Raw genomic sequence first — 18,825 nt, 5'->3', positions numbered from 1 at the left:
CGGTGGTGTCAGCTGCTGCGCGGGGTGGCGCGGCGGAGGATCGCCCAGCCCGCGACTCCGGCGACCGCGGTCGGGATGAGCGAGAGGGCGTAGCCGCCCGCGTATCCGACGCTGCCGAAGAAGGAGCCGACGGCGGGCCAGTTCTCGGTGAGGGTGAGGAGGGTGCTCACGGCCAGCAGGAGGGCGCCGAGGATCCCGAAGAAGAGCAGCATCCCGCGCTGGCGCCAGCGCACGTAGACCGCCGCCGTCGCCGCTCCGATGAAGAAGAAGAAGAGCAGGGCGCAGAGCACCGCGACGGCCTGCTCGCCCACGGAGTCCCCGCCGAAGTAGATCGAGCGGAAGAAGCTGCCGCCGAAGCCCCAGCCGTCGGTCGCGCGCTCCACGATCCCGAGGACCACGAAGACGCCGGTGTAGAAGACCGAGAGGGCGACGAAGGTGAGGGCCGTGCCGAGGGAGAAGTCGCGGCGGGTGGCACCGTAGCCGAGGGCGAGGCCGAAGGTGACGTTCACCGACTGGACGGCCACGACCATCATGTAGACGAAGAGGAAGAAGGACGCGCCGGAGTAGGTCATCCCCTCCTGCGCCTCGAGGCGCTCGCCGGAGTCGAGCCCGCGGAGGATCAGCCACCAGACGACCAGGTTGCCCGCCAGGATGACGGCCGTGATGATCAGCGGCGTGTAGAGGATGGTGGTGGGGTTCGCGAAGTGCAGGCGGACGATGCTGCCGAGGCGGCCGGCGGCGGTGTCGTGGCGCGCGCGGGCGTCGGTGAGGGCGGTCATTCCGAGGCCTTCCCGGTGGTGAGCTGGACGACGAGCTGCTGGAGGGGGACGGACTCGAGCTCGAGCCCGTGGCGGGCGGCGGAGGCGCGGCCCGCGTCGTCGAGCCGGGGGAGCGTGGCCGAGGCGCGGCTGCCGAGAGCGGAGCGGGCGATGACCTCGCGGCCGGCGGTGAACGACTCGACGGCCTGCCGGGGTCCGATGACCGTTGCCGCAGCACCCCGCAGCTCCTCCGCGTCACTGTCGACGACGAGGCGGCCCTGATCGATGACGAGGACGTGCTCGAGCAGACTGCTGACCTCGTCGATGAGGTGGGTGGAGAGGACGACCGTGCGCGGGTGCTCGGCGAAGTCCTGGAGGAGGCGGTCGTAGAACAGCTGCCGGGCGACGGCGTCCAGCCCCAGGTACGGCTCGTCGAAGAACGTGAGCGGGGCGCGGGAGGCCAGGCCGACGATCACTCCGATCGCCGAGAGCTGTCCGCGGGAGAGCTTCTTGATCTTGCGGTCGACCGGGAGGCGGAAGTCCTCGACGAGCTCGCGGGCGAACGCCTCGTCCCAGCCGTCGAAGAACCAGGGAGCGCTGCGCAGGACGTGCTTCACCTTGAAGTCGTCGGGGTACTTCTGGCTCTCCTTGATGAAGCAGGTGCGGGAGAGGACGGCGGCGTTCTCCACAGGTGACTGCCCGAAGACGCGGATCTCGCCCGAGCTGGCGAACTCCTGGCCGGTGAGCAGCGACATCAGCGTCGTCTTGCCCGCGCCGTTGCGGCCGAGGAGGCCGTGGATGCGGTTCTCCTCCAGCGCGAAGCCGATGCCGTCGACGGCGCGCATGCGTCCGTAGTGCTTGGTGAGGTCGTGGACCTCGATGACCGCGCTCATCGCGATCCCCCTTCTGTGATCATGTCGGCGAGCTGCTCGGTGCTGAGGCCGAGCTTGGCGGCCTCGGCGAGCAGCGGAGCGACGAACTGGTCGCGGAACTGCGTGCGGCGCTTCTCGACCAGGCGGTCGCGCGCCCCCTCGGCGACGAACATGCCGATCCCCCTCTTCTTGTAGAGCACCCCGTCGTCGACGAGCAGGTTCACGCCCTTGCCGGCGGTGGCCGGGTTGATGCGGTGGAACGCGGCGAACTCGTTGGTCGACGGGACCTGCGACTCCTCCGGCAGCGCGCCGTCGATGATGTCGTTCTCGATCTGCTCGGCGATCTGCAGGAAGAGCGGGCGGGAGTCGTCCACGCGGGCTCCTTCGGTGCTTGGTTGGGTGGTTAGTTGGTGCTGTAACCAACCATGGAGCCTCCGCGAGGCTGTGTCAAGAGGCGGGTGCCGCTCGGTCGGCGCGACGAGGCCCGCGGCGTGCTTCGCTGGCGTTGTGGTGAGGCCCTGTCGTCGCTTCGCGGGGGGCGGGGCACGGCGGGTACACTGGCTCGGCCAGCCTCTGTAGCTCAATGGAAGAGCGACTCCGTCCTAAGGAGCAGGTTGGGGGTTCGAGTCCCTCCAGGGGCACCACAGTGTCGTTACTAAAACCCTTGCCAGAGAAGTACGCCGGATTGGCGCCGATCTCGGCCTCCAGGAAGCTGGTGGGGTTCCGAGCACCATTCTTTCGAGTGGTGCTTTTTTCGTGTGCTGCGAGCTGAACGGCGGTTGAGACGATCGTGACGAACGGCTCGTTCAACTCGACGGTGATGGTCTCGTCCGCGTGAACGAGAACACGCGCGAGGAAGACCTGATTGAAGAGCCTCTTCACGTGGTCGGGAGCCCAACCGTAAGCGCTGGCACACTCCGCGGTCACATCGAGGGCGAGCCGGATCGCATGCTCGACATCGGCAACGTCCTGGCTCAGAATAGTTGCATGAATTCAAATCCGCATCGATGTTTAATCCGAAAAGCATTTTAAATGCTACTAGCCCGCCACCTTGCCAGCTACGGTGAAGGCTTGGCGCAAGCGCGCAACGAGGGAGACGTGGTTGCATTTGTGGAATCGAATAAAGTACCCAGTCTTTCTATCTATGACAAGGTGAGTTTGCTTCGCCTCTGCCTTGGGCTGCAAGGCGTAACGACTATTCTAGACGGTGAGCCAGTCGACGTTCTGTCTGATGCGATGGCCGCACTATTCGATGCTGGATTTAACTGTCGGCTATGTCGAGATGATGCGCGAAGTATTTGGATTGAAGTCGTTTTAGCTGCAGCTGTCTTTGACTACCTTGATGTGCGCGGCGAGGATCTATCTGTGTTCGAAGCTAAAACTCTCTGGGGGAGTCCTTTGTCCCTCGCGATGGCGCATGAGGGCGTGCTGACGTTGCGTCAGGCGACCGGTTCGCACGAGCCGTACGAATATTTTCTCGCCGCTCACTACTCTGATCGGTGCTCTAAAGCAGAGATGGCCTTTTTTGCGGCGCAATGGGAACTCATGCGAATCTCTAGTCCATCGATTATTGCTGATGCAGAAAGTGAAAGTCGGACAGCCTCTCTATCACAAACTCAGAGCGACGCAGCCTGAGAACGTGCGGACATTAGCTTCGAGATAATCTCTGATCGCCGGTTCTGTATCGAGGCAATCCGGTCGCGAGCATCGGACTGGCGCCGTTGCTGGCTGTTTACGATTGACATCCAGTTGGGATTCTGCATCGAGGGCGAGCGCGCTGACAGGGCGCGCGAGTACGAATCTTGTGCCCGGTAGAGCGCCATCTCAACGTTGCTGAGTTGGGCTTCTAGACGGCTGACATACTCATAGGCTTTGCGACGTCGTTCAGCTTTACGGTTCTCGAAGTCCTGTTGCTTGCGCTCGTGTAGCTTCGTCTTGGCTGCGTTGAGGCGCGCCCACAGTTGTTCGTTGTCAGCCTTATCGCACTGCCCGACTTGTTTCCACCGATCGGTGAGAGTACGCATCTCGTTTCCGGCGGCAGTCAGATCGGTCGCAGATGACAGCGATTCTGCTCGGGCGACAATCTGCTCCTTAGCTGCGCGGTTGCGCTCCCATTCGCGCTTGCGCTCTTCAAACTGCCGGTGCTTGCGATCGTTAAGCCGAGTTCGAGCGGCGTTGAAGCGCTGCCACAGTTTTTCGTTATCCGCCTTATCGCATTGACCAACTTTCTTCCACTGATCGCCAAGTGTGCGCATTTTCTCGGAAGCGGATTTCAAGTCGTTCGATCCAGCAAGTCCTTCGGCCTGCGATACTATACGTTCTTTTTCGGCCTTGTTTGCTGTCCACTCCGCCTTCCGCTTTTCGAATTCTCGTGAGCGTCGTTCGTTGAGCTGTTTGCGGGCGCGGTCAAAGCGGGCCCAAAGGCGATCCTCTTCGGCACGTTCGCAGCGACCAGCCTGCTTCCACTCATCGAGGAGCTTCTTCATCTCTTCGCTGGCCGCCCGTAGATCACTAGAATTAGTGAGCGACTCGGCGCGATTGATGATCCGCTGTTTTTCTGCCGCGGCGACGAACTGATTCTTCTTCAAATTATCGAAATGCTGCTCGCGCGCGTCAAAAAATGACTTGCGGGCAGCGTCGAATTTCGGCCATAGCTTGTTGGCTGCGCTCGGGGCGGCCTTAGCCGCCCCTTGCCACTTTGTGAGAAGTTGTTTGTACTGCTCACCGGTAGATTTCCAGTCGGTTGACGTCGAAAGGTTCTGGGCGTCTTGAACGATCCAGTAGAGCGGCTGATCTGTGCCAACAATCACGTCAGCGCGCCCCGTCGAAGGGTACTCATTGACAGTCGTTGGTCGTCCGGCATGATCGGTGTATCGCTGCTGCGAAGCTGGGCCGCTCCCCCGAGGAACTGTTCGCCCACTGTCGTAGCGAGCGCCGGACGTCCTGCGCGAGTACTCGATCAGTCCGTCCTGGCCGACAGCATGGTCATGGTCTCTGTCGTTCGCCATAACGCCCCCATCTCGTAGTGCGCGTAGTCTACGAACTGGCTCGGCGCGGTGTCGAGAGTCAGGGTTTCGTCAGGCGCTGAAGAGCGATGCGCTCGATCCCGTTCCTTCTCGCCGAGAAGCCTCGCCATGGCTGCGGAAGTTTGGCTGCCGCGCGCCCAGTCCTCCTCCGCGTGGTACTTCAGGGTCGACTTCCTCCCTGCAGCACTTCTATGTTTGGAAGGTCAACGTTGGTCACTCGGTGTAGGCCGGCGCCCGTCCGTTACCTTCGATGCTGCCGCCCGTGTCGGGAAGCAGGGCCTGCGCTAGCGTCGCTCCATGACCACACGTGAGTTGCGCGACGAGCTCGCCGCGTTCGTCGCCGAGCGGGAGTGGGCGCAGTTCCACTCGGAGGAGAATCTGGCGAAGAGCATCGCCATCGAGGCGGGGGAACTGCTCGAATGCTTCCAGTGGGGCCACGACGCCGACCGGGATGCCGTCCGATCCGAGCTGGCGGACGTCCTCACCTATTGCCTGCTGCTCGCCGACAGGATCGGCGCCGACCCCGAGGACCTGGTGCGGTCGAAGCTCATGCGGACGCGCGAGAAGTACCCGGTGGACAGGGCTCGGGGAAGCAGCGCCCGGTATGACGCCCTCTGACATCGAGCGGATCGTCTTCGACGGGCCGTCCGTCAAGGCCTGGGCGATGACGGACGACCGCCGCTCGAACTGGCCGGTCGTCTACGTCCTGGACGAGAGCAAGCGCCGCGCGAGGCGGCTCCCGCGGGTCTACGTCGGAGAGACGAGGAGCGCCGCGAGCCGGCTGCGGCAGCACCTGGGCTCGGTCGACAAGGTCGATCTCCAGACGGCGCGCGTGATCGTCGATCCGAGGTTCAACAAGTCGGTCTGCCTCGATCTCGAATCCTTCCTGATCAAGCTGCTCTTCGCGGAAGGTCGATTCGCCGTCCTCAATCGCAACGAGGGGATCGTCGACTCCGACTACTACGACCGGGCGGCCTACCAGGACCGCTTCGCCGAGATCTTCGAGCAGCTGCGCCTGGAAGGCCTGTTCACGCGGAGCATCGCTGAGATCGAGAACAGCGACCTCTTCAAACTGTCGCCCTTCAAGACGCTCACCTCCGAGCAGGCGGCGGCGGTCGTCGGAATCGTCGACGCGCTCGTCGAGGACCTCGGGAAGCAGACACAGTCCACGTCGATCGTTCAGGGGGAGCCGGGGACGGGCAAGACGATCGTCGCTGTCTACCTCCTCAAGCTCCTCGCGGACGTCCGGCTGTTCGCGGAGAGGATCGACAGAGCCGAGGAGGCTCCCGGCGAGGACCGGCTGGACGACCTCGTCGAGGGCGACTCCGTCTTCTCGGACTTCTTCTTCGCCGACACCCGCGAACTGCTGCGCGGGCTGCGCATTGGGATCGTCGTGCCGCAGCAGTCTCTGCGCTCCTCGATCAAGAAGGTCTTCGCCAAGACCACAGGGCTCGACGAGAAGATGGTGCTCACTCCCTTCCAGGTCGGTGAGGACCCGGGACGCTGGGACCTGCTCGTCGTCGACGAGTCGCACCGCCTCAATCAGCGGGCCAACCAGCCGTCGGGCTCCCTCAACAAGAAGTTCACGGACATCACCACTGCGCTATTCGGCTCCGACGATCACGCCCGGACTCAGCTCGACTGGATCCGCGCGAAGAGCGATCACCAGATCCTCCTTCTCGACGCGGCGCAGTCGGTCCGACCGGCAGACCTTCCGCGGCCCGCGATCGACGCGTTGATCCGATCCGCTCAGGAGGACGGCCGCCTGCACCGTCTGACCTCGCAGATGCGGGTGCGCGCCGGAACGGACTACGTCGGCTGGGTGCGCGCCGTCCTCGATCCGACGGCAGCAGACCTCCCCCTGCGACCGGACCTCGGGGAGTACGACCTCCGCTTCTACGACGACTTCGGAGCCCTGCGGCGCGACCTGCGGCAGCGGGAGGAGGAGACCGGTCTGGCGCGGCTGGTCGCCGGCTACGCCTGGCGCTGGACGTCGCGGAAGGACCCGTCAGCCGCCGACATCGAGATCCAGGGAGAGCGGCTCCGCTGGAACAGCACGCAGGTCGACTGGATCGCGTCGCCCGGCTCCGCCGATGAGATGGGCTCGATCCACACCGTGCAGGGGTACGACCTGAACTACGCGGGCGTTGTCATCGGCCCGGACCTGAGGTGGGACAGCGAGAAGGGCCGGCTCAGGGTCTCCCGCTCGGACTACCACGACAAGAAGGGCAAGGAGAACAACCCGGGACGGATAGGCCGCGATTACACCGACGACGAGCTCCTGCAGTACATCGTCAACATCTACGCGGTGCTGCTGACCCGCGGGATGCTCGGCACGTACGTATACGTCTGCGACGACGCCCTCCGGGAACGACTCCGGACGGCCTTCGGCCGACCGCTCACGGCCTTCTGAGGGCGTCCCGCGGGCCTTCGTTCAGGCTGCCTCGACATGATCGAGGCTGGTACTCGACGGAAGGTTCTCTGTGAGCATGTTCAAGCGCATTCTCGGCATGGCGTCGAAGGCGCTCGATTCGAAGAGCGGCTCGGGGTCGTCCTCGAGCGGGACGACCGATTGGCGCGACCTGGTGCGCACCGCCGCCGACAAGGTGACGGGCGACTCGCGGAGCGGGCAGGCTCAGCCGCCCCAGCAGTACGGCTCGCCGCAGCGCCCCTCCGCGCGACCCCAGGACGCCCGGCCCGGGCAGCAGCCTGTGGTCACGCAGGAGGACCGCGCGGCGATCGCGCGCTACGACTACCTCCTCCGCACCGCCGACCCGGAGCAGCTCGAGCAGGTCCACCGCGACGCGTTCGCGAAGCTGACGCCGGCGCAGCGCACCCAGGTCGAGGCCCGGCTCCGCGACGAGCTGCCCGCGAACGAGCAGCCGCGGTCCTCCGCCCCCGACGACCTGGCGCGTGCGGCGACGCGGGGAGAGGCGAACAACCCGGGATTCCTCAAGAAGATGTTCTCGAAGCCGGGGACGCGCGGTACGCTCGCGGGCGCGGGCGTCGGAGCGGCGGCGGGCATCGGGCTCGGCGCGGCGGGCGGACTGCTCGCGGCGGTCGCAGGCGGTGCCGTGATCAGCAGCGTCGCCGGTCCTCTGCTCGCGCAGGCGTCCGGTCTCGGCGTGGACTTCGAGAACCTGGCCGGCGGATTCGGGGACCTGGGTGACTTCGGCGACATCACGGGCGGCGCGGGCGAGTTCGTCTCCGGCGCGGGCGAGCACGTGTCCGGGCTGGGGGAGCAGGTGTCCGAGTTCGGCTCGGACTTCCAGCTGCCGGGTCTCGGCGACCTCGGGAACCTCTTCGACCGCTAGGCGGTCCCGGCCGGAGCGCTCCGGCGGCGGAGGAACGGCGACGCGATCGCGAGCGCCGCTCCGACGACGAGCAGGACGGCGCCCACGATCGCGACGGCGGTCGTCGACCAGTCGGGGAGGTCGACGACCGTCGTGCCGTTGAGGAGCTTCCATTCACAGGCTGCGCCGAGCGGCCACCACGACCAGAAGCCGCGGACGAGCTCTCCCGCTTCGGGCGGGACACCGCCGAGGCTGACGCTGCAGACGTAGTCGAAGCCCTGACGGTCGATGTTCGCGTACTGCAGAGGCACGAGTGCGAGCGCGGCCAGGCCGGCGACGGCGAGGACGAGGCCGGCGATCAGGGCGAGACGGGCGGCCGTGAGGCGCTTCTTCACCGGTGTCGAGGCGGGGGCGGGCGGCGTCTCGGTCATCATCCGATGGTGTCATGAGCGCGGAAGGGCCGGGCGGGGGTGCGCAACTACGGCTGAGACGCGTGCATCGGTCTGATTCAGCGCTTCGCGAGAAAGTCAGCATCCGGTGCGCAAGAGTCGCCGGTGTGCTGGCGCGATCGGATGCCGTCACCAGCGTCCGCCGACCGCCCGCAGCGCGACGGCCAGCATCCCGGCCAGCGCCACCAGGACGGTCGCGATGACGAAGATCCCGGACGAGTAGCCCTCGACCATCAGCGGCAGCACTGCTCCGAGGACGGTCCCGACCTGCGTCACGGCCGTGTATGCGCTGGCGCCCGCGCCGACTCCGCCCCTGCTCGTTCGACCGAGCAGGACCAGGCCGGTGCTCTGAAAGCCGACGCCCACTACGGCGTAGAGCACCTGGGCCAGCAGCAGCACCGGATAGGTGGTCGCGAGGAGCAGGAGCGAGAACGATCCGACCCCGAAGAGGGCGATCACGACGAGGGTGACGGCGCTGCCGCGGGCCGCGCTGAGCCGACCGAGCAGAGGCAGCGCGGCCAACTCCAGTAGAGCCGATATCAGGAACAAAGGAGGCACCTCGGCAGGGCGGAGCCCGGACGAGACAGCGAACAGCGGCAGATAGATCCCCCGAAGGGTGTCGGCCGACTTGAGAAGCGCCACGAGGACAAGCGCAGTGAAGAACGCTCCGCTTCTCGCTCGAGGCGTTCCGACTTCTCCGCCATCGTGCTCGCGCGGGAACGCGCGTCCAGCGAATGGTCTGCAGGTCGCACCGATCATCGTGATGCCGCCGAACACGGAGGCGATCAAGAGAGGATCGAGCCCGAGCGCGGACACGGCCGAGTAGATGACGAGGCCGAGGATGTATCCGCCGACCGTCATCAGCCGAAGACGCGTGACCGCGGCGACCTGTTCGTCGTCACTCAGCTGCGCGGCGACGCGGCCGAAGATCTGCGGGACGATCGTGCTGACGAGGAGCAGGAGAACGCCGCTCAGCATGACGAGCACGAATGTACCTGCGGTCGCGCGGAGTGCAAGGAGGGCGACCGGGACGGCTGCGCAGGTCAGGACCAATGCGCTGCGCGGGTACCCGTGATGGCGAACTGTAGGGACGAGCAGGGTGTTGTAGACGATGGCGGCGGCCGCGTTGACGAGAAAGAACACGGCGATCTCGCCCTTTGAGTGACCGGCCGAGTCGAGGGAGACGGGAACGGCTACGCTCGTGAGGCCTCCGATGGTCGCGTTGCTCAGCAGGGTCAGGGCGACGGATTGTGGGACGCGAGCGCCAGACAGTGGTTCCTCCTTAGTCGCTGACCGGTCTAGTTGGCGCGGACGGACGAAGGTGGATCCTCGATGTCGCCCGGGTCGTTGCGATCCGAAACTGATGCGCGCCACTGAATATCTCTCACCTAAAAGCCGTCCGACCCTATCCCCGCTGATTGAAATGTCGCGGCGAGACCGCGCCCCAGCAACAGGTCCTTCCCGCACCTCCGGGCCGTGGCCAGAAGATGCTCACCCCACACTGCAGCCAGGGGCGCCATCGCATCGCTCAGGTACACCATGTCGAATTCGCGTTCGGCGAAACCGCATCGGATCCCGATCGCGTTGAGATTGACCGGTCGCCGTGCAGTCGACCAGCCGCTCGGATGTTCGGACGCAATGGGAAAACCCGGCCCGAGCGCGACGACGGACCGTGAATGAGCTACTTCAGACATCAGTCCGACGAAAAGCATCGATGTGTCGTTCGGATGCTGACGAAGGATCTGCAGGTCAGCTCGGCTGTTCGTTGAATCTCGAGCCCACCTCGCGACGCGCTCCCACTCGGGCTGCTCCAATTGCGCCAGGGGCCTGTTGCAGATGAAGAACTCGATTTCCATATCGACACATCGATCGGCCCACTGTTCCAGGTTAGCTCGATTGCTTCTTGCTTGTTCGGCTGTATTTTCGGAGATGCTCGGCAGTTCTACGCCCCACGCGTCCTCTATCCAGTGAAGAGAAAGGCCCATCCGGCATAGCCTGTAGCCGAACTCCACATCTTCGACTCCATAAGTTGAGAAGCGCTCGTCGAAACCGCCCGCGGAGAAGAAATTCGATCGCGCCACTGCAATGTTCCGTCCCCAGTAGAAACGCCAGGAGACCGCCAGCGGAACCCGCCGGACATCGACATCCAACCACTTGTCCGATCTATAATCAGCGTAGCCGGGCCGCGTAGCCATCTCCATGTGTCTTGTGCGCCAGTCCGGGCCGCTGACAAGAGAACGGAATGCATGGGCATCTTCGCCAGAGAAGTCCCAGCCGTAGGTCGGCCCTGCTGTACTGCGTTTACCGACTTCCACGTTCGCCGCATGGGACTGAATCAGGTTCTCGCCCGCGAGAGTGCCGCAATCGAGGAAGATCAGTGTTCTGCCCCGAGATGCTCGCGCGCCGAGATTCCTTACCGCGCTCAGGCGGAACCCGTCGTCTCGTTGGCGAGTGTATGAGATGTCAATCGCGTGTTCGAAGGCCTTGACGACCGCAACGGTATCGCTCGAAGAGCCGTCGTCTGCGACGATGACCTCATAGGTGAACGACGCCTCTTGTTGCGCTAATGTCGTCAGAGTTCTTCTCAACTCGTCAGGGCGGTCATAAGTCGGAACGACGACTGAAACCTCCGGAGAAACACCGTCTGCTTTCTGCGGGAAGATCAACGGTCCTGACATGCCTTCATCCTTTCTCGCGTACCTGGAGGCATCGCAGAGCCGGCCCTCATTGTACGTTGCGGACTGCACTCCGCGATGTCGCGGTAAAGGAGTGATCGCTTCACGTCAGTTCGCTTGTGACTTCGCAATTCGATGTGCGAGACCGTAGCAGGCTGTGCCCTTCGGCGACCAGAGTGTGGCGCGCGTGGCACCCCTCGGGTCGTGAACACCGTGCGCACGCGCAGACGTGGCGCCAAGGCTCGCCCGCTGTCCAGCTCTCACAGAGCCAGGCGCGGCGAGTGTCATTTCGTGCCAGTCGTCGGCGTGGATGGCTGTGGGATATATGTTCATCATCACATCGAACCGACGAAGACCCACACGAAGAGGTGCGGAGTGATTTATCTCGATTCTGCGGCCACGTCTTTTCCCAAGGAGCATCATGTAGTGGATGCCATGAAATCCTATGCTTAACGTGGAACAAGCCCAGGCAGGTCGGGGCACCGGCTATCCGCTTGGGCTGAGGGCCAAGTCTGGGCAGCTCGTGAGTCGCTAGCAGATCTGGTCAAATGCATCGATCCGGAGCGGGTGACCTTCTCGCTGAATGCAACGATGTCTCTCAATGCGGTTGTGCACCACCTGGGCTCGATCGGGGGCCGCGTCCTGACGTCCGCTTTCGAACACAATTCAGTGGTTCGGCCACTTCATGCAGCGGCGCAGGAGGGTTCGGTCAGGCATGAGATCATTCCGCCCTCGACCAGCGGACCGTTCGATCTCGATCGACTGCAGGAGCAACTGCTTGCCGGCGGAGTCGCCGGGGTCATTGTCACCTGGGCCTCCAACGTCTCCGGTTCAGTGCTTCCGATCCGTGAAATCTCTGAAATCTGCAGAGAGGCCGGTGTTTTCATCGCCGTGGATGGGGCGCAGGCGCTTGGGTACCTTGATGTCGACGCGGGTCTTGCGGACGTGCTGGTGTTCGCTGGGCACAAGGGTTTGGGGGGACCTTTGGGTGTTGGTGGCGCTGTTGTCGGAGAAGGTGTCCGGTTGTCGCCTTTCGTCACCGGCGGATCGGGTGGACGTTCTGAAAGTCGGGATCATCCCTGCTGGCTGCCCTGGTCGCAAAAGGCGGGAACACAGAATGGGATCGGAATCGCCGGGTTAGGCGCGGCTCTGAGGCTGTTGGACGGGGCCGAGATCGCCAGAAGGCGGCGTCGAGCAACCGATTTGCGAGAACGATTCGTTACTGGTCTCAGTGGTGGTGGCGCGGTCACCCTCATCGAATCGCCCAGCGCCGAAGAACCTGTCGGAGTGGTGTCGTTCCGGATGAACCGTGTGACCCCGAGTGTTGCTGCTTCGCTCCTCGAAGAACGCTTCGACATTCTCGTTCGCGCCGGACTGCATTGCTCTCCTCTGGCCCACGAGACTCTCGGCACAGGCGATGGCGGGACTGTCCGGGTGAGTTTCGGGCCGAGAACTACGACAAATGAGGTCGATCTAGCACTTGCCGCAGTCCAGTCCATCTCATCGAGTTCGAGCGAAAGGAAATGATGAAGAATGTCGGTCACCTGGGACCCCGAATGCGTCTTCTGCAGGTCGAATCCGCGTCGAGTGTGGGAGGAAGACGGACTCGCGGTCTGTTCTGATCCAGCTCCCCTTCGGCAGGGTCACCTCCTCATCTACACAACCGAGCACTATCCATCGGCCGCAGACATGGATGCGCAGGCGGCAGAGCGGCTCGACGCATTGGAGGCCGACCTCGGTAAGCGCATCTGTGCAGAGTTCGGGGACTACGTTCTGTTCGAGCACGGGCGTACCGGTCACTGTCTTCGAAGTCGTCCTGGAGAGCGCCTCTGTCATCACATGCACGTCCACATGATCCCCGGCGCCCTAGACCTGCGGGGCTATGCAGGAATAGCGCAAGAGATCGGGATCTCATCATGGCGAGACGTCCTAGCCCTTGGTAGCGATGTCGATGGCTACGTTGTCATCGGCAATGCGCACGAAAAGGTCGTCGCGCCATTGACGCGCTCTCTTCCTCCGCATCACCTGCGTACGGTGATCGCGCGAGCGAACGCAACTCCAGATCTCGCCGACTGGGAACTCGCTCTCGCGGGAGAAGAGGTGGGCCTGGTCGCCGCTGCATCGCATTCGACTGTCGTCGCGCTCGTTGAGAATTTTCGGTTTGCGAGGGCGACATGAAGCGCCCCGTTGTACTGCATGTCTCGTGGGGAAGGGGGAACGGCCACGTCACGCGCCTGGTAGCCATAGGTCGGGCTTTTCACTCCGCGGGTTGGGACTGTGTTCTACTCGGTCGGCAGAATGCGGTGCACGATCGATTGGTCTCGAAGGCGGGAATCTTCACGACAGCCTATTACCGCGAAGGTGTCGCAGACATCGACCCATGGGCAGAATGGGGAGATCCTGGCGTGTTCGATAAAGCAGTCGTTGCTGACGTCGCTGTGCTCCAGCGGTTCAGGCCGGACCGGGTGATCAACGATAACCGATTGTCGATGATCGTAGCTTGCGCTTCGCTCTCCATCCCGATCGTCACGCTATGCCAAGACAATCAGCTCGTCGGCTACCGCTATCAGGGCGAGGGAGTGTCCGAGATCTGGACCGGACCGCTCATGGCGGTCAACGAGGCTCTTGGGCGGCGAGGGCTTCCCCTGGTCGATCGAGATGTTCGAGAACTGTTCGAACGCGGGCTGATCGCAATACCGAGTGCGCCGAGTCTTGACGTAATGGAGAGCCGCGTCGGTATGAGAGAAGTGGTTTTCACTGGCGTTCTCGGACCGGTCAAAGCGGGTCTGCATGGATCCGGGTTGCTGTTCTATCGGACGGTAGGAGGAATCGAGTCGGAGTTCCTGCACGCTTTCGAGAACTGGGAAGGAGAAATCTATGTGGCGACCGGAGACCAGGCGTCAGCGGATTCGTATCGACATGTCCCGGACGCCATCCACGTCGCGGCTCTCTGGGATCTCGAAGAAGTGTTTCCGGAGCTGGCTGCCGTCGTGCATCACGGAGGACATGGAATCGCGACGACGTGCGTGGCATCAGGGGTGCCAGCCGTCATTCTTCCAGGTCACAATCCGGAGAGGCGTTCGAACGGGTATCGGGTGGAGTTGTCGGGGTGGGGGAAGGTGCTCGGTCCACTTTCAGCGGAGGGTACTCGATGGGGCCCGGCCGTCGATGTGACCGGAGACCGTCCTCCGTGGAGCGATGTCCGTGGTGCAGTCGACGCTCTCCGGGCCCCCGACGTCGACGCGGGCGGGTCCGTCGCGTCAGCATCAGAGCTCGTCCGGCTGCTGACATGACGAGGGAGAAGCTCGTCCGAGACGGTGTACCGGCACTGCTTTGGGGTCTCGGTGTCGACGCGCGCTTCAGATCCGTCGATGCCGGCGAGCGGCGGGCCTGGCTCCTGGCGAAGCTGAAGGAGGAATGCGACGAGGTCCTGGCTGCCCCGTCCGTCGAAGAGCTGGCGGACGTCGCGGAAGTCCTGCATGCGCTCGCGTCGGAGCTCGGAGTGGCCTGGAGCGAGGTCGAAGCGGTGCGCGAGAGGAAAGGAGCGGACCGCGGAGTGTTCGACGCCGGAGTCGTGATGCGACTCTCCGAGTAGCACTCTGCTCGCGCGGCGGCGTCGTACCCTCGTCTGCATGGGGTTCGTCTTCTCGCTGCTGATCATCGTCCTGACCGTGCTCGCGCTGGTCGACGTCGTACGGCAGCCGGACAACGTCATCAAGAACCTGCCCAAGATCGTGTGGATCCTGCTGATCTTCTTCCTCCCGCTCATCGGCGTCTCGCTGTGGTTCCTGCTCGGGCACGACTGGAAGCGCGGCGACGGCGGATCCTTCGTGCCGGGCGGCCGAGTGCCCCGCCGCCGGAAGCAGGCGCCGCCGCCGATGGTGGTGCGGCCCGCTCCGAAGAGCACCGAGGAGCAGCTCGCCGACCTCGAGCGCGAGGAGGCGCACTACGCGCGGCTCGCCGAGGAGCAGCGTCGCCGCCGCGAGGGTGAGCGGCCGCTCGACGCGTGAGCGGCCGCTCCGGAGGCCGCTACTTCGAGAAGTTCGACGCCGCCCACTGGATCGAGGCGATCTTCGCCTGACCCGCGACGCTCGGGTGGAAGTAGTCGGTGGTCCCGATCAGGCCCTTGGTGACGGGGGTCGCGGTGAGCGCTCCGCCGTCCCAGTCGCAGAGCTGACCGGCGGCGCTGCACGCCGTCTGCAGCGCGGTGTTGTACTGCGTCGTCCGCGTCTTCGCGGCAGCGGCGGAGGCGGCAGCGGCTGTGCTGCTGAGCCTGCGGCCGGTGGAGCTGACGCCGCGCGTGGTCCGGCAGAGGTCGCCGCCCGCCCAGACGAGCGCGCCGACTCCGGTCTTCACGACCGACCACTCGGAGGCCACGTTCGGCATCGACGAGAGGACGATGCGGGCGGAGGGCCACGTGGTGCGGATCTTCGTGATCGCGGCGGAGGCTCCGGTGCGGAACGTGCTCGCCGGGGTCATCGTGTAGCCGTCGGAGGCGACGCGGTTGTCGGGCGAGCAGAGGTCGTTGCCGCCGATGAGCAGGGTGACGACGTCCGGCCGCACGCCGGCGGCGACCGCGGCGTCGATCCGCGAGGGGACCTGCGCGACGACGTCGCCGGTGGTGGCGAAGTTCGCGGTCGTGACGGTGGTGCCGGGGAGCGCGGTCCGCAAGCGGGAGGCGAAGGAGTTCACGGAGGAGCTGGTGCCGGTGGACCAGTTGTTGCGGGGGCAGTCCGCGAAGGAGCCGCAGGTCCCGTAGGCCTGGGTGATGGAGTCGCCGAGGCTCAGCACCGAGAGGGTGGCGGGAGTGGCGGCGGCGGCGGCCTGCGCCGGGAGCAGCGCGGCGGCGAGGGCGAGCGCGGCTCCGACGGCGAGGGCGCGGACGCGGCGGCTCGGGGTCGGCGGGCGGGAGAGGGAGAGGCTCATGGGGGACCGTTCTCGAGGGGGAGGACGGTGGGGGAACCGTCGGTGCTGACGCTAGGGGAGCGGCGCCCCGGATGACCCCGAACGGGTGACCCCAGAACGGGCCGGATGTGCGCGACGGCAGCGGATCCGGTCGTCCGGCGGGCGGAACCGTCTGGAAGGCGAGCGTCCTCTCAGCCGCCTGCCACCGGCACGATCCGCAGCCGGCTCATCGCCCAGACCAGCGCCCCCGACGCGAGGAACGCGACCGCGATCACGACGACGAACACCGACACCTGCCCGTACCCGGTCGCGGGATCCAGGAACGGATAGGGCACCCAGCCGTCCGTCGCTCCGCGGATCAGCACCACGACGAGCCAGACGATCGGGTAGACCACGACCAGCCAGAGCCTGCGCCACGGCAGCGGAGGGCGATCCGCGAGCAGCAGCCAGTCGAGCAGTCCGTAGACGGGGAACAGCACGTGCATGACGGTGTTGGCCCACGGCAGCGCCACTCCGCCCGCCACATCGGTGAGGAGGGTGTTGTAGACGAGGCCGACGACGATGATGTACCCGGTGAAGGCACCCCGCACCAGTAGGAGCCCGCCGGGCGCGGGACGGCGGCGGAGCGCGAGCACGGCGGTGGCTCCGAGCACGACGGCCAGCACGATGTTGCTCTGGATGGTGAAGAAGCCGAAGAAGTTGAACGGGTTCAGCGGCGTCCGAGAGGCGGTGTCGACGGCCGTCGCGATCACGGCCACCAGAACGGCGGCGGCCACGAGGAGGCGGAGGAGCGCGACCGGCACGCGGGCCGACTCCGCCCGGGAGGAGGGAGCGGGTGGCGTCATCGCTCGAGCGTAGCGCCGGAGCGCCTACCCTGTCCCCGTGCTCACGATCGGTGTCGACCTCGCTGCGGAGCCGGTGCGCACCGCTCTCGCCGCCCTCGAGTTCTCCGGCGGCCGGGCCGTCGTCCGCTCGCTCGTACTCGGCGCCGAGGACGCGACGATCGTCGAGGCGTCACGGGACGCGGCGGTCATCGGGATCGACTGCGCGTTCGGCTGGCCGGTGGAGTTCGCGGCGTTCGTCTCCGCGCACACGCGACGGGAGGTCTCGCCGCGGACGCTCGCGGGACGCGACTGGCGCCGCCGCCTCGCGTACCGCGAGACGGACCGGGTGGCGCGCGAGGTCACCGGCCGCTGGCCGCTCAGCGTCTCGACCGACCGGCTCGGGATGACCGCGATGCGCTGCGCGGAGCTGCTCGACGCCTTCGCCGCGAGCGGGGAGGACGTCGACCGCTCCGGGCGCGGACGGCTCGTCGAGGCGTACCCGGCGGCGGCGCTGCGGCTCTGGGGAGTGGACACCACGGGGTACAAGACGCGACCGGAGGCCGTGGCGCTCGCCGCGGAGTCGCTGCGACGGGCCGCACCCTGGCTCGATGTGCCGGCGCCCGCGCTCGCGCTGATGAGCCGCTCCGACGACGCGTTCGACGCCGTCGTCGCCGCTCTCAACGCCCGCGCCCACGCCCTGGGCGCGACCCTGCCGGTGCCTCCCGAACTGCAGGAGGCGGCGGAGGCCGAGGGGTGGATCGCGGTCCCGACCGGATCGCTCGCGGAGCTCGCGGGCTGATCCGGCCGTCTCGACGGGTGTGCGCTCAGGCCGGGATCTTCGCCCCCAGCAGGCCGGCGGCGACCTCGGCGGCCCGCTCGGCCTCCTCGACGGTCGAGAAGGGTCCGGTGGGGACGAGGGAGGGCGCGGTGGTCAGTCGGGCGTCGATCTCGAGTCGGAACCGGGGCAGCTCCGCCCCGGGAACGACGACGATCCTGACTCCGTTCCGGCTCCATCGCGCGGGTTGGATAGAAGAAATCTGTGTCATGGTGCTCTCCGCTTTCGCGATCATCCGCACGGGTGGCTGACGCCTCGACCGTGCACGCTTCACGCTACGTCCGGTGCCCGTCTCTCCGAACGGGCTTGACCTCTCAGGCTCGTCGGGCGTAGTGCCTCATTGCAGTCGGTCGAGGGTGTCGCTGATCCGCCGCAGGCACTCGATGAGGACCGACACCTGCGCGGCGTCCAGGTCGGCGAGCACCTCGCCCTCGGCGGCGACGAGATTGCGCATCGCCTCGTCGACCCGCTTCGTGCCCCGCGGGGTGAGCGAGACGATCTTGCTGCGCGAGTCGGCGGCGTTCTGCTCGCGGACCACGAGCCCGCGGGCCCCGAGGCGGTCGACGCGGCTGGCGAGGTTGCCGCTGGACAGCGCGAGGTGCGTGGCCAGGGCCGAGGGCGTCATCCCGCCCTCCCCGCGCTGCCGCAGCAGCGAGAGGAGCTCGAACTCCCACGGGGCGAGATCGCTGACGGCGAAGGACTGCCGCCGCACCTCCTGCACGCGCGGGCTGAGCCGGCGGAGGCGGGAGACGACGTCCAGAGGCGCGAAATCGAGGTCGGGCAGGGCCCCGGCCCACGCGTCGATCACCAGATCGACATCGTCGTCTTCGCGCATGCCCCGATTATCCCCGGACGGCGCGGGCGCCGACGACGGGTGGTCCGGGGAGGCCGGCGGGCCTAGCCTGTGCGGACGACGGGCGGACCGGTCAGGCGCGGGCGGCCCGGACGTAGGCGACGATCGCGTTGGCGTGGCCGTGGCCCAGGCCGTGCTCGGTCTTCAGCCAGGTGACGACCTGCATGTGCGGCTCGGAGCGCAGACGCTCGTCGGCGAGGTCCAGCCAGTCCTGGACGGGACGGTCGTAGGTCTTCTCGATGCTCGGGAAGTACGAGGCCGGTCCCTTCGGCTTCGCACCGTCGGCGGGCGGTTCGGGAGCGAGCACGCGGTCGGTCATGCGGTCACGATAGCGA

21 protein-coding genes, 1 tRNA gene and 1 pseudogene are annotated in these 18,825 nt (G+C 65.9%); 11 read left to right on the top strand and 12 right to left on the bottom strand.

Annotation, left to right across the window (positions count from 1 at the left end):
* Positions 1 to 8: 8 nt before the first annotated feature.
* From C5C57_RS02100 to C5C57_RS02090, 3 genes are read right to left on the bottom strand one after another with little or no spacing between them, the layout of a single operon-like run.
* On the bottom strand, positions 9 to 779 hold the full coding sequence (locus tag C5C57_RS02100) for an ABC transporter permease (protein ID WP_104246732.1): 771 nt from the start codon (positions 777 to 779) through the stop codon (positions 9 to 11).
* The gene (locus tag C5C57_RS02095; protein WP_104224612.1) at positions 776 to 1,651 is read right to left on the bottom strand and encodes an ABC transporter ATP-binding protein; all 876 of its coding nucleotides are present in this window, start codon (positions 1,649 to 1,651) and stop codon (positions 776 to 778) included. The genes C5C57_RS02100 and C5C57_RS02095 overlap by 4 nt, the downstream gene beginning before the upstream one ends.
* Positions 1,648 to 2,004 (bottom strand): GntR family transcriptional regulator, encoded by a 357-nt coding sequence (locus C5C57_RS02090; protein ID WP_104224613.1) that lies wholly within the window; start codon positions 2,002 to 2,004, stop codon positions 1,648 to 1,650. Before C5C57_RS02090 ends, C5C57_RS02095 begins: the two co-directional genes overlap by 4 nt.
* Positions 2,005 to 2,199: 195 nt before the next feature.
* Here C5C57_RS02090 and C5C57_RS02085 point away from each other — a divergent pair.
* Positions 2,200 to 2,274: transfer RNA gene (locus tag C5C57_RS02085), tRNA-Arg, on the top strand.
* A 388-nt stretch (positions 2,275 to 2,662) separates the two neighbouring features.
* On the top strand, positions 2,663 to 3,265 hold the full coding sequence (locus C5C57_RS17570) for a hypothetical protein (protein ID WP_146082330.1): 603 nt from the start codon (positions 2,663 to 2,665) through the stop codon (positions 3,263 to 3,265).
* On the opposite strand, the gene C5C57_RS02080 is transcribed toward C5C57_RS17570, so the two are convergent.
* On the bottom strand, positions 3,247 to 4,440 hold the full coding sequence (locus C5C57_RS02080) for a DUF349 domain-containing protein (protein ID WP_181027098.1): 1,194 nt from the start codon (positions 4,438 to 4,440) through the stop codon (positions 3,247 to 3,249). The two genes, C5C57_RS17570 and C5C57_RS02080, sit on opposite strands and share 19 nt — an antisense overlap.
* A gap of 513 nt (positions 4,441 to 4,953) precedes the next feature.
* On the opposite strand from C5C57_RS02080, the gene C5C57_RS02075 reads away from it, so the two are divergent.
* From C5C57_RS02075 to C5C57_RS02065, 3 genes are all read left to right on the top strand, one after another.
* Positions 4,954 to 5,274 carry a nucleotide pyrophosphohydrolase gene (locus C5C57_RS02075; RefSeq protein WP_104246730.1) on the top strand — a complete coding sequence of 107 codons (321 nt, stop codon included), beginning with the start codon at positions 4,954 to 4,956 and terminating at the stop codon, positions 5,272 to 5,274.
* Positions 5,261 to 7,069, top strand: a complete 1,809-nt coding sequence (locus C5C57_RS02070; protein WP_104297215.1) for a DUF2075 domain-containing protein — start codon at positions 5,261 to 5,263, stop codon at positions 7,067 to 7,069. The genes C5C57_RS02075 and C5C57_RS02070 overlap by 14 nt, the downstream gene beginning before the upstream one ends.
* A 76-nt stretch (positions 7,070 to 7,145) precedes the next feature.
* On the top strand, positions 7,146 to 7,970 hold the full coding sequence (locus C5C57_RS02065) for a hypothetical protein (protein WP_258071959.1): 825 nt from the start codon (positions 7,146 to 7,148) through the stop codon (positions 7,968 to 7,970).
* Here C5C57_RS02065 and C5C57_RS17905 read toward each other — a convergent pair.
* The 3 genes from C5C57_RS17905 to C5C57_RS02050 form a co-directional block, all read right to left on the bottom strand.
* Positions 7,967 to 8,380, bottom strand: coding sequence for a hypothetical protein (locus C5C57_RS17905; protein WP_104339898.1), 414 nt, complete (start codon positions 8,378 to 8,380; stop codon positions 7,967 to 7,969). The genes C5C57_RS02065 and C5C57_RS17905 overlap by 4 nt on opposite strands.
* Positions 8,381 to 8,527: 147 nt before the next feature.
* A complete protein-coding gene (locus C5C57_RS02055) occupies positions 8,528 to 9,541 on the bottom strand; it encodes a hypothetical protein (RefSeq protein ID WP_104226470.1) in 1,014 nt (337 codons plus the stop codon).
* A gap of 245 nt (positions 9,542 to 9,786) precedes the next feature.
* Positions 9,787 to 11,076, bottom strand: coding sequence for a glycosyltransferase (locus tag C5C57_RS02050; RefSeq protein WP_104297214.1), 1,290 nt, complete (start codon positions 11,074 to 11,076; stop codon positions 9,787 to 9,789).
* 474 nt (positions 11,077 to 11,550) lie between these two features.
* Here C5C57_RS02050 and C5C57_RS02045 point away from each other — a divergent pair.
* The 5 genes and pseudogenes from C5C57_RS02045 to C5C57_RS02025 all read left to right on the top strand — a co-directional run.
* Positions 11,551 to 12,600, top strand: a pseudogene (locus C5C57_RS02045) (aminotransferase class V-fold PLP-dependent enzyme); the annotation flags it as partial.
* 162 nt (positions 12,601 to 12,762) lie between these two features.
* Positions 12,763 to 13,251, top strand: coding sequence for a hypothetical protein (locus C5C57_RS17560; protein WP_181069053.1), 489 nt, complete (start codon positions 12,763 to 12,765; stop codon positions 13,249 to 13,251).
* A 125-nt stretch (positions 13,252 to 13,376) separates the two neighbouring features.
* The gene (locus C5C57_RS17555; RefSeq protein ID WP_146082327.1) at positions 13,377 to 14,366 is read left to right on the top strand and encodes a glycosyltransferase; all 990 of its coding nucleotides are present in this window, start codon (positions 13,377 to 13,379) and stop codon (positions 14,364 to 14,366) included.
* Complete coding sequence (locus C5C57_RS02030) at positions 14,363 to 14,668, top strand: nucleoside triphosphate pyrophosphohydrolase (RefSeq protein ID WP_104226465.1); 306 nt, start codon at positions 14,363 to 14,365, stop codon at positions 14,666 to 14,668. Before C5C57_RS17555 ends, C5C57_RS02030 begins: the two co-directional genes overlap by 4 nt.
* A 37-nt stretch (positions 14,669 to 14,705) precedes the next feature.
* Positions 14,706 to 15,083, top strand: a complete 378-nt coding sequence (locus tag C5C57_RS02025) for a PLD nuclease N-terminal domain-containing protein (RefSeq protein ID WP_104246725.1) — start codon at positions 14,706 to 14,708, stop codon at positions 15,081 to 15,083.
* A gap of 19 nt (positions 15,084 to 15,102) precedes the next feature.
* Here the strand turns inward: C5C57_RS02025 and C5C57_RS02020 are convergent, their stop codons facing one another.
* Together C5C57_RS02020 and C5C57_RS02015 are read right to left on the bottom strand one after the other, a co-directional pair.
* Positions 15,103 to 15,999, bottom strand: coding sequence for a GDSL-type esterase/lipase family protein (locus C5C57_RS02020; RefSeq protein ID WP_104246724.1), 897 nt, complete (start codon positions 15,997 to 15,999; stop codon positions 15,103 to 15,105).
* A gap of 170 nt (positions 16,000 to 16,169) precedes the next feature.
* The gene (locus C5C57_RS02015; protein WP_104246723.1) at positions 16,170 to 16,823 is read right to left on the bottom strand and encodes a Pr6Pr family membrane protein; all 654 of its coding nucleotides are present in this window, start codon (positions 16,821 to 16,823) and stop codon (positions 16,170 to 16,172) included.
* A gap of 37 nt (positions 16,824 to 16,860) precedes the next feature.
* Here C5C57_RS02015 and C5C57_RS02010 point away from each other — a divergent pair, with 37 nt between their 5' ends.
* Positions 16,861 to 17,601 (top strand): DUF429 domain-containing protein, encoded by a 741-nt coding sequence (locus C5C57_RS02010; protein WP_104246722.1) that lies wholly within the window; start codon positions 16,861 to 16,863, stop codon positions 17,599 to 17,601.
* A gap of 25 nt (positions 17,602 to 17,626) precedes the next feature.
* Here C5C57_RS02010 and C5C57_RS02005 read toward each other — a convergent pair whose 3' ends face one another.
* From C5C57_RS02005 to C5C57_RS01995, 3 genes are all read right to left on the bottom strand, one after another.
* Positions 17,627 to 17,848: a hypothetical protein gene (locus tag C5C57_RS02005; protein ID WP_146076606.1), complete on the bottom strand. Its 222-nt coding sequence runs from the start codon at positions 17,846 to 17,848 to the stop codon at positions 17,627 to 17,629.
* A 126-nt stretch (positions 17,849 to 17,974) separates the two neighbouring features.
* Entirely contained in the window at positions 17,975 to 18,472 is a 498-nt protein-coding gene (locus C5C57_RS02000; protein WP_104225059.1) for a MarR family winged helix-turn-helix transcriptional regulator, read from the bottom strand.
* A 91-nt stretch (positions 18,473 to 18,563) separates the two neighbouring features.
* Positions 18,564 to 18,809: a DUF4287 domain-containing protein gene (locus tag C5C57_RS01995; protein WP_104232872.1), complete on the bottom strand. Its 246-nt coding sequence runs from the start codon at positions 18,807 to 18,809 to the stop codon at positions 18,564 to 18,566.
* Positions 18,810 to 18,825: the final 16 nt, after the last annotated feature.

It is taken from the genome of Rathayibacter sp. AY1C5 (assembly GCF_002931705.1).
In the GTDB taxonomy this organism is placed as follows: Bacteria; Actinomycetota; Actinomycetes; order Actinomycetales; family Microbacteriaceae; genus Rathayibacter.
The sequence above is the reverse complement of the archived record's forward strand: the minus strand, read 5'-3'. Positions and strand labels throughout refer to the sequence as shown.

Excerpts from the sequence above, each read along its gene's own strand:
- C5C57_RS02100 (WP_104246732.1), bottom strand. The coding sequence starts at position 779 with ATGACCGCCCTCACCGACGCCCGCGCGCGCCACGACACCGCCGCCGGC.
- C5C57_RS02065 (WP_258071959.1), top strand. The coding sequence starts at position 7,146 with ATGTTCAAGCGCATTCTCGGCATGGCGTCGAAGGCGCTCGATTCGAAG.
- C5C57_RS02025 (WP_104246725.1), top strand. The coding sequence starts at position 14,706 with ATGGGGTTCGTCTTCTCGCTGCTGATCATCGTCCTGACCGTGCTCGCG.
- C5C57_RS17570 (WP_146082330.1), top strand. The coding sequence starts at position 2,663 with ATGCTACTAGCCCGCCACCTTGCCAGCTACGGTGAAGGCTTGGCGCAA.
- C5C57_RS17905 (WP_104339898.1), bottom strand. The coding sequence starts at position 8,380 with ATGACCGAGACGCCGCCCGCCCCCGCCTCGACACCGGTGAAGAAGCGC.
- C5C57_RS02070 (WP_104297215.1), top strand. The coding sequence starts at position 5,261 with ATGACGCCCTCTGACATCGAGCGGATCGTCTTCGACGGGCCGTCCGTC.
- C5C57_RS02005 (WP_146076606.1), bottom strand. The coding sequence starts at position 17,848 with ATGACACAGATTTCTTCTATCCAACCCGCGCGATGGAGCCGGAACGGA.
- C5C57_RS02075 (WP_104246730.1), top strand. The coding sequence starts at position 4,954 with ATGACCACACGTGAGTTGCGCGACGAGCTCGCCGCGTTCGTCGCCGAG.
- C5C57_RS02015 (WP_104246723.1), bottom strand. The coding sequence starts at position 16,823 with ATGACGCCACCCGCTCCCTCCTCCCGGGCGGAGTCGGCCCGCGTGCCG.
- C5C57_RS01995 (WP_104232872.1), bottom strand. The coding sequence starts at position 18,809 with ATGACCGACCGCGTGCTCGCTCCCGAACCGCCCGCCGACGGTGCGAAG.
- C5C57_RS02030 (WP_104226465.1), top strand. The coding sequence starts at position 14,363 with ATGACGAGGGAGAAGCTCGTCCGAGACGGTGTACCGGCACTGCTTTGG.
- C5C57_RS02095 (WP_104224612.1), bottom strand. The coding sequence starts at position 1,651 with ATGAGCGCGGTCATCGAGGTCCACGACCTCACCAAGCACTACGGACGC.
- C5C57_RS02020 (WP_104246724.1), bottom strand. The coding sequence starts at position 15,999 with ATGAGCCTCTCCCTCTCCCGCCCGCCGACCCCGAGCCGCCGCGTCCGC.
- C5C57_RS02000 (WP_104225059.1), bottom strand. The coding sequence starts at position 18,472 with ATGCGCGAAGACGACGATGTCGATCTGGTGATCGACGCGTGGGCCGGG.
- C5C57_RS17560 (WP_181069053.1), top strand. The coding sequence starts at position 12,763 with ATGGATGCGCAGGCGGCAGAGCGGCTCGACGCATTGGAGGCCGACCTC.
- C5C57_RS02050 (WP_104297214.1), bottom strand. The coding sequence starts at position 11,076 with ATGTCAGGACCGTTGATCTTCCCGCAGAAAGCAGACGGTGTTTCTCCG.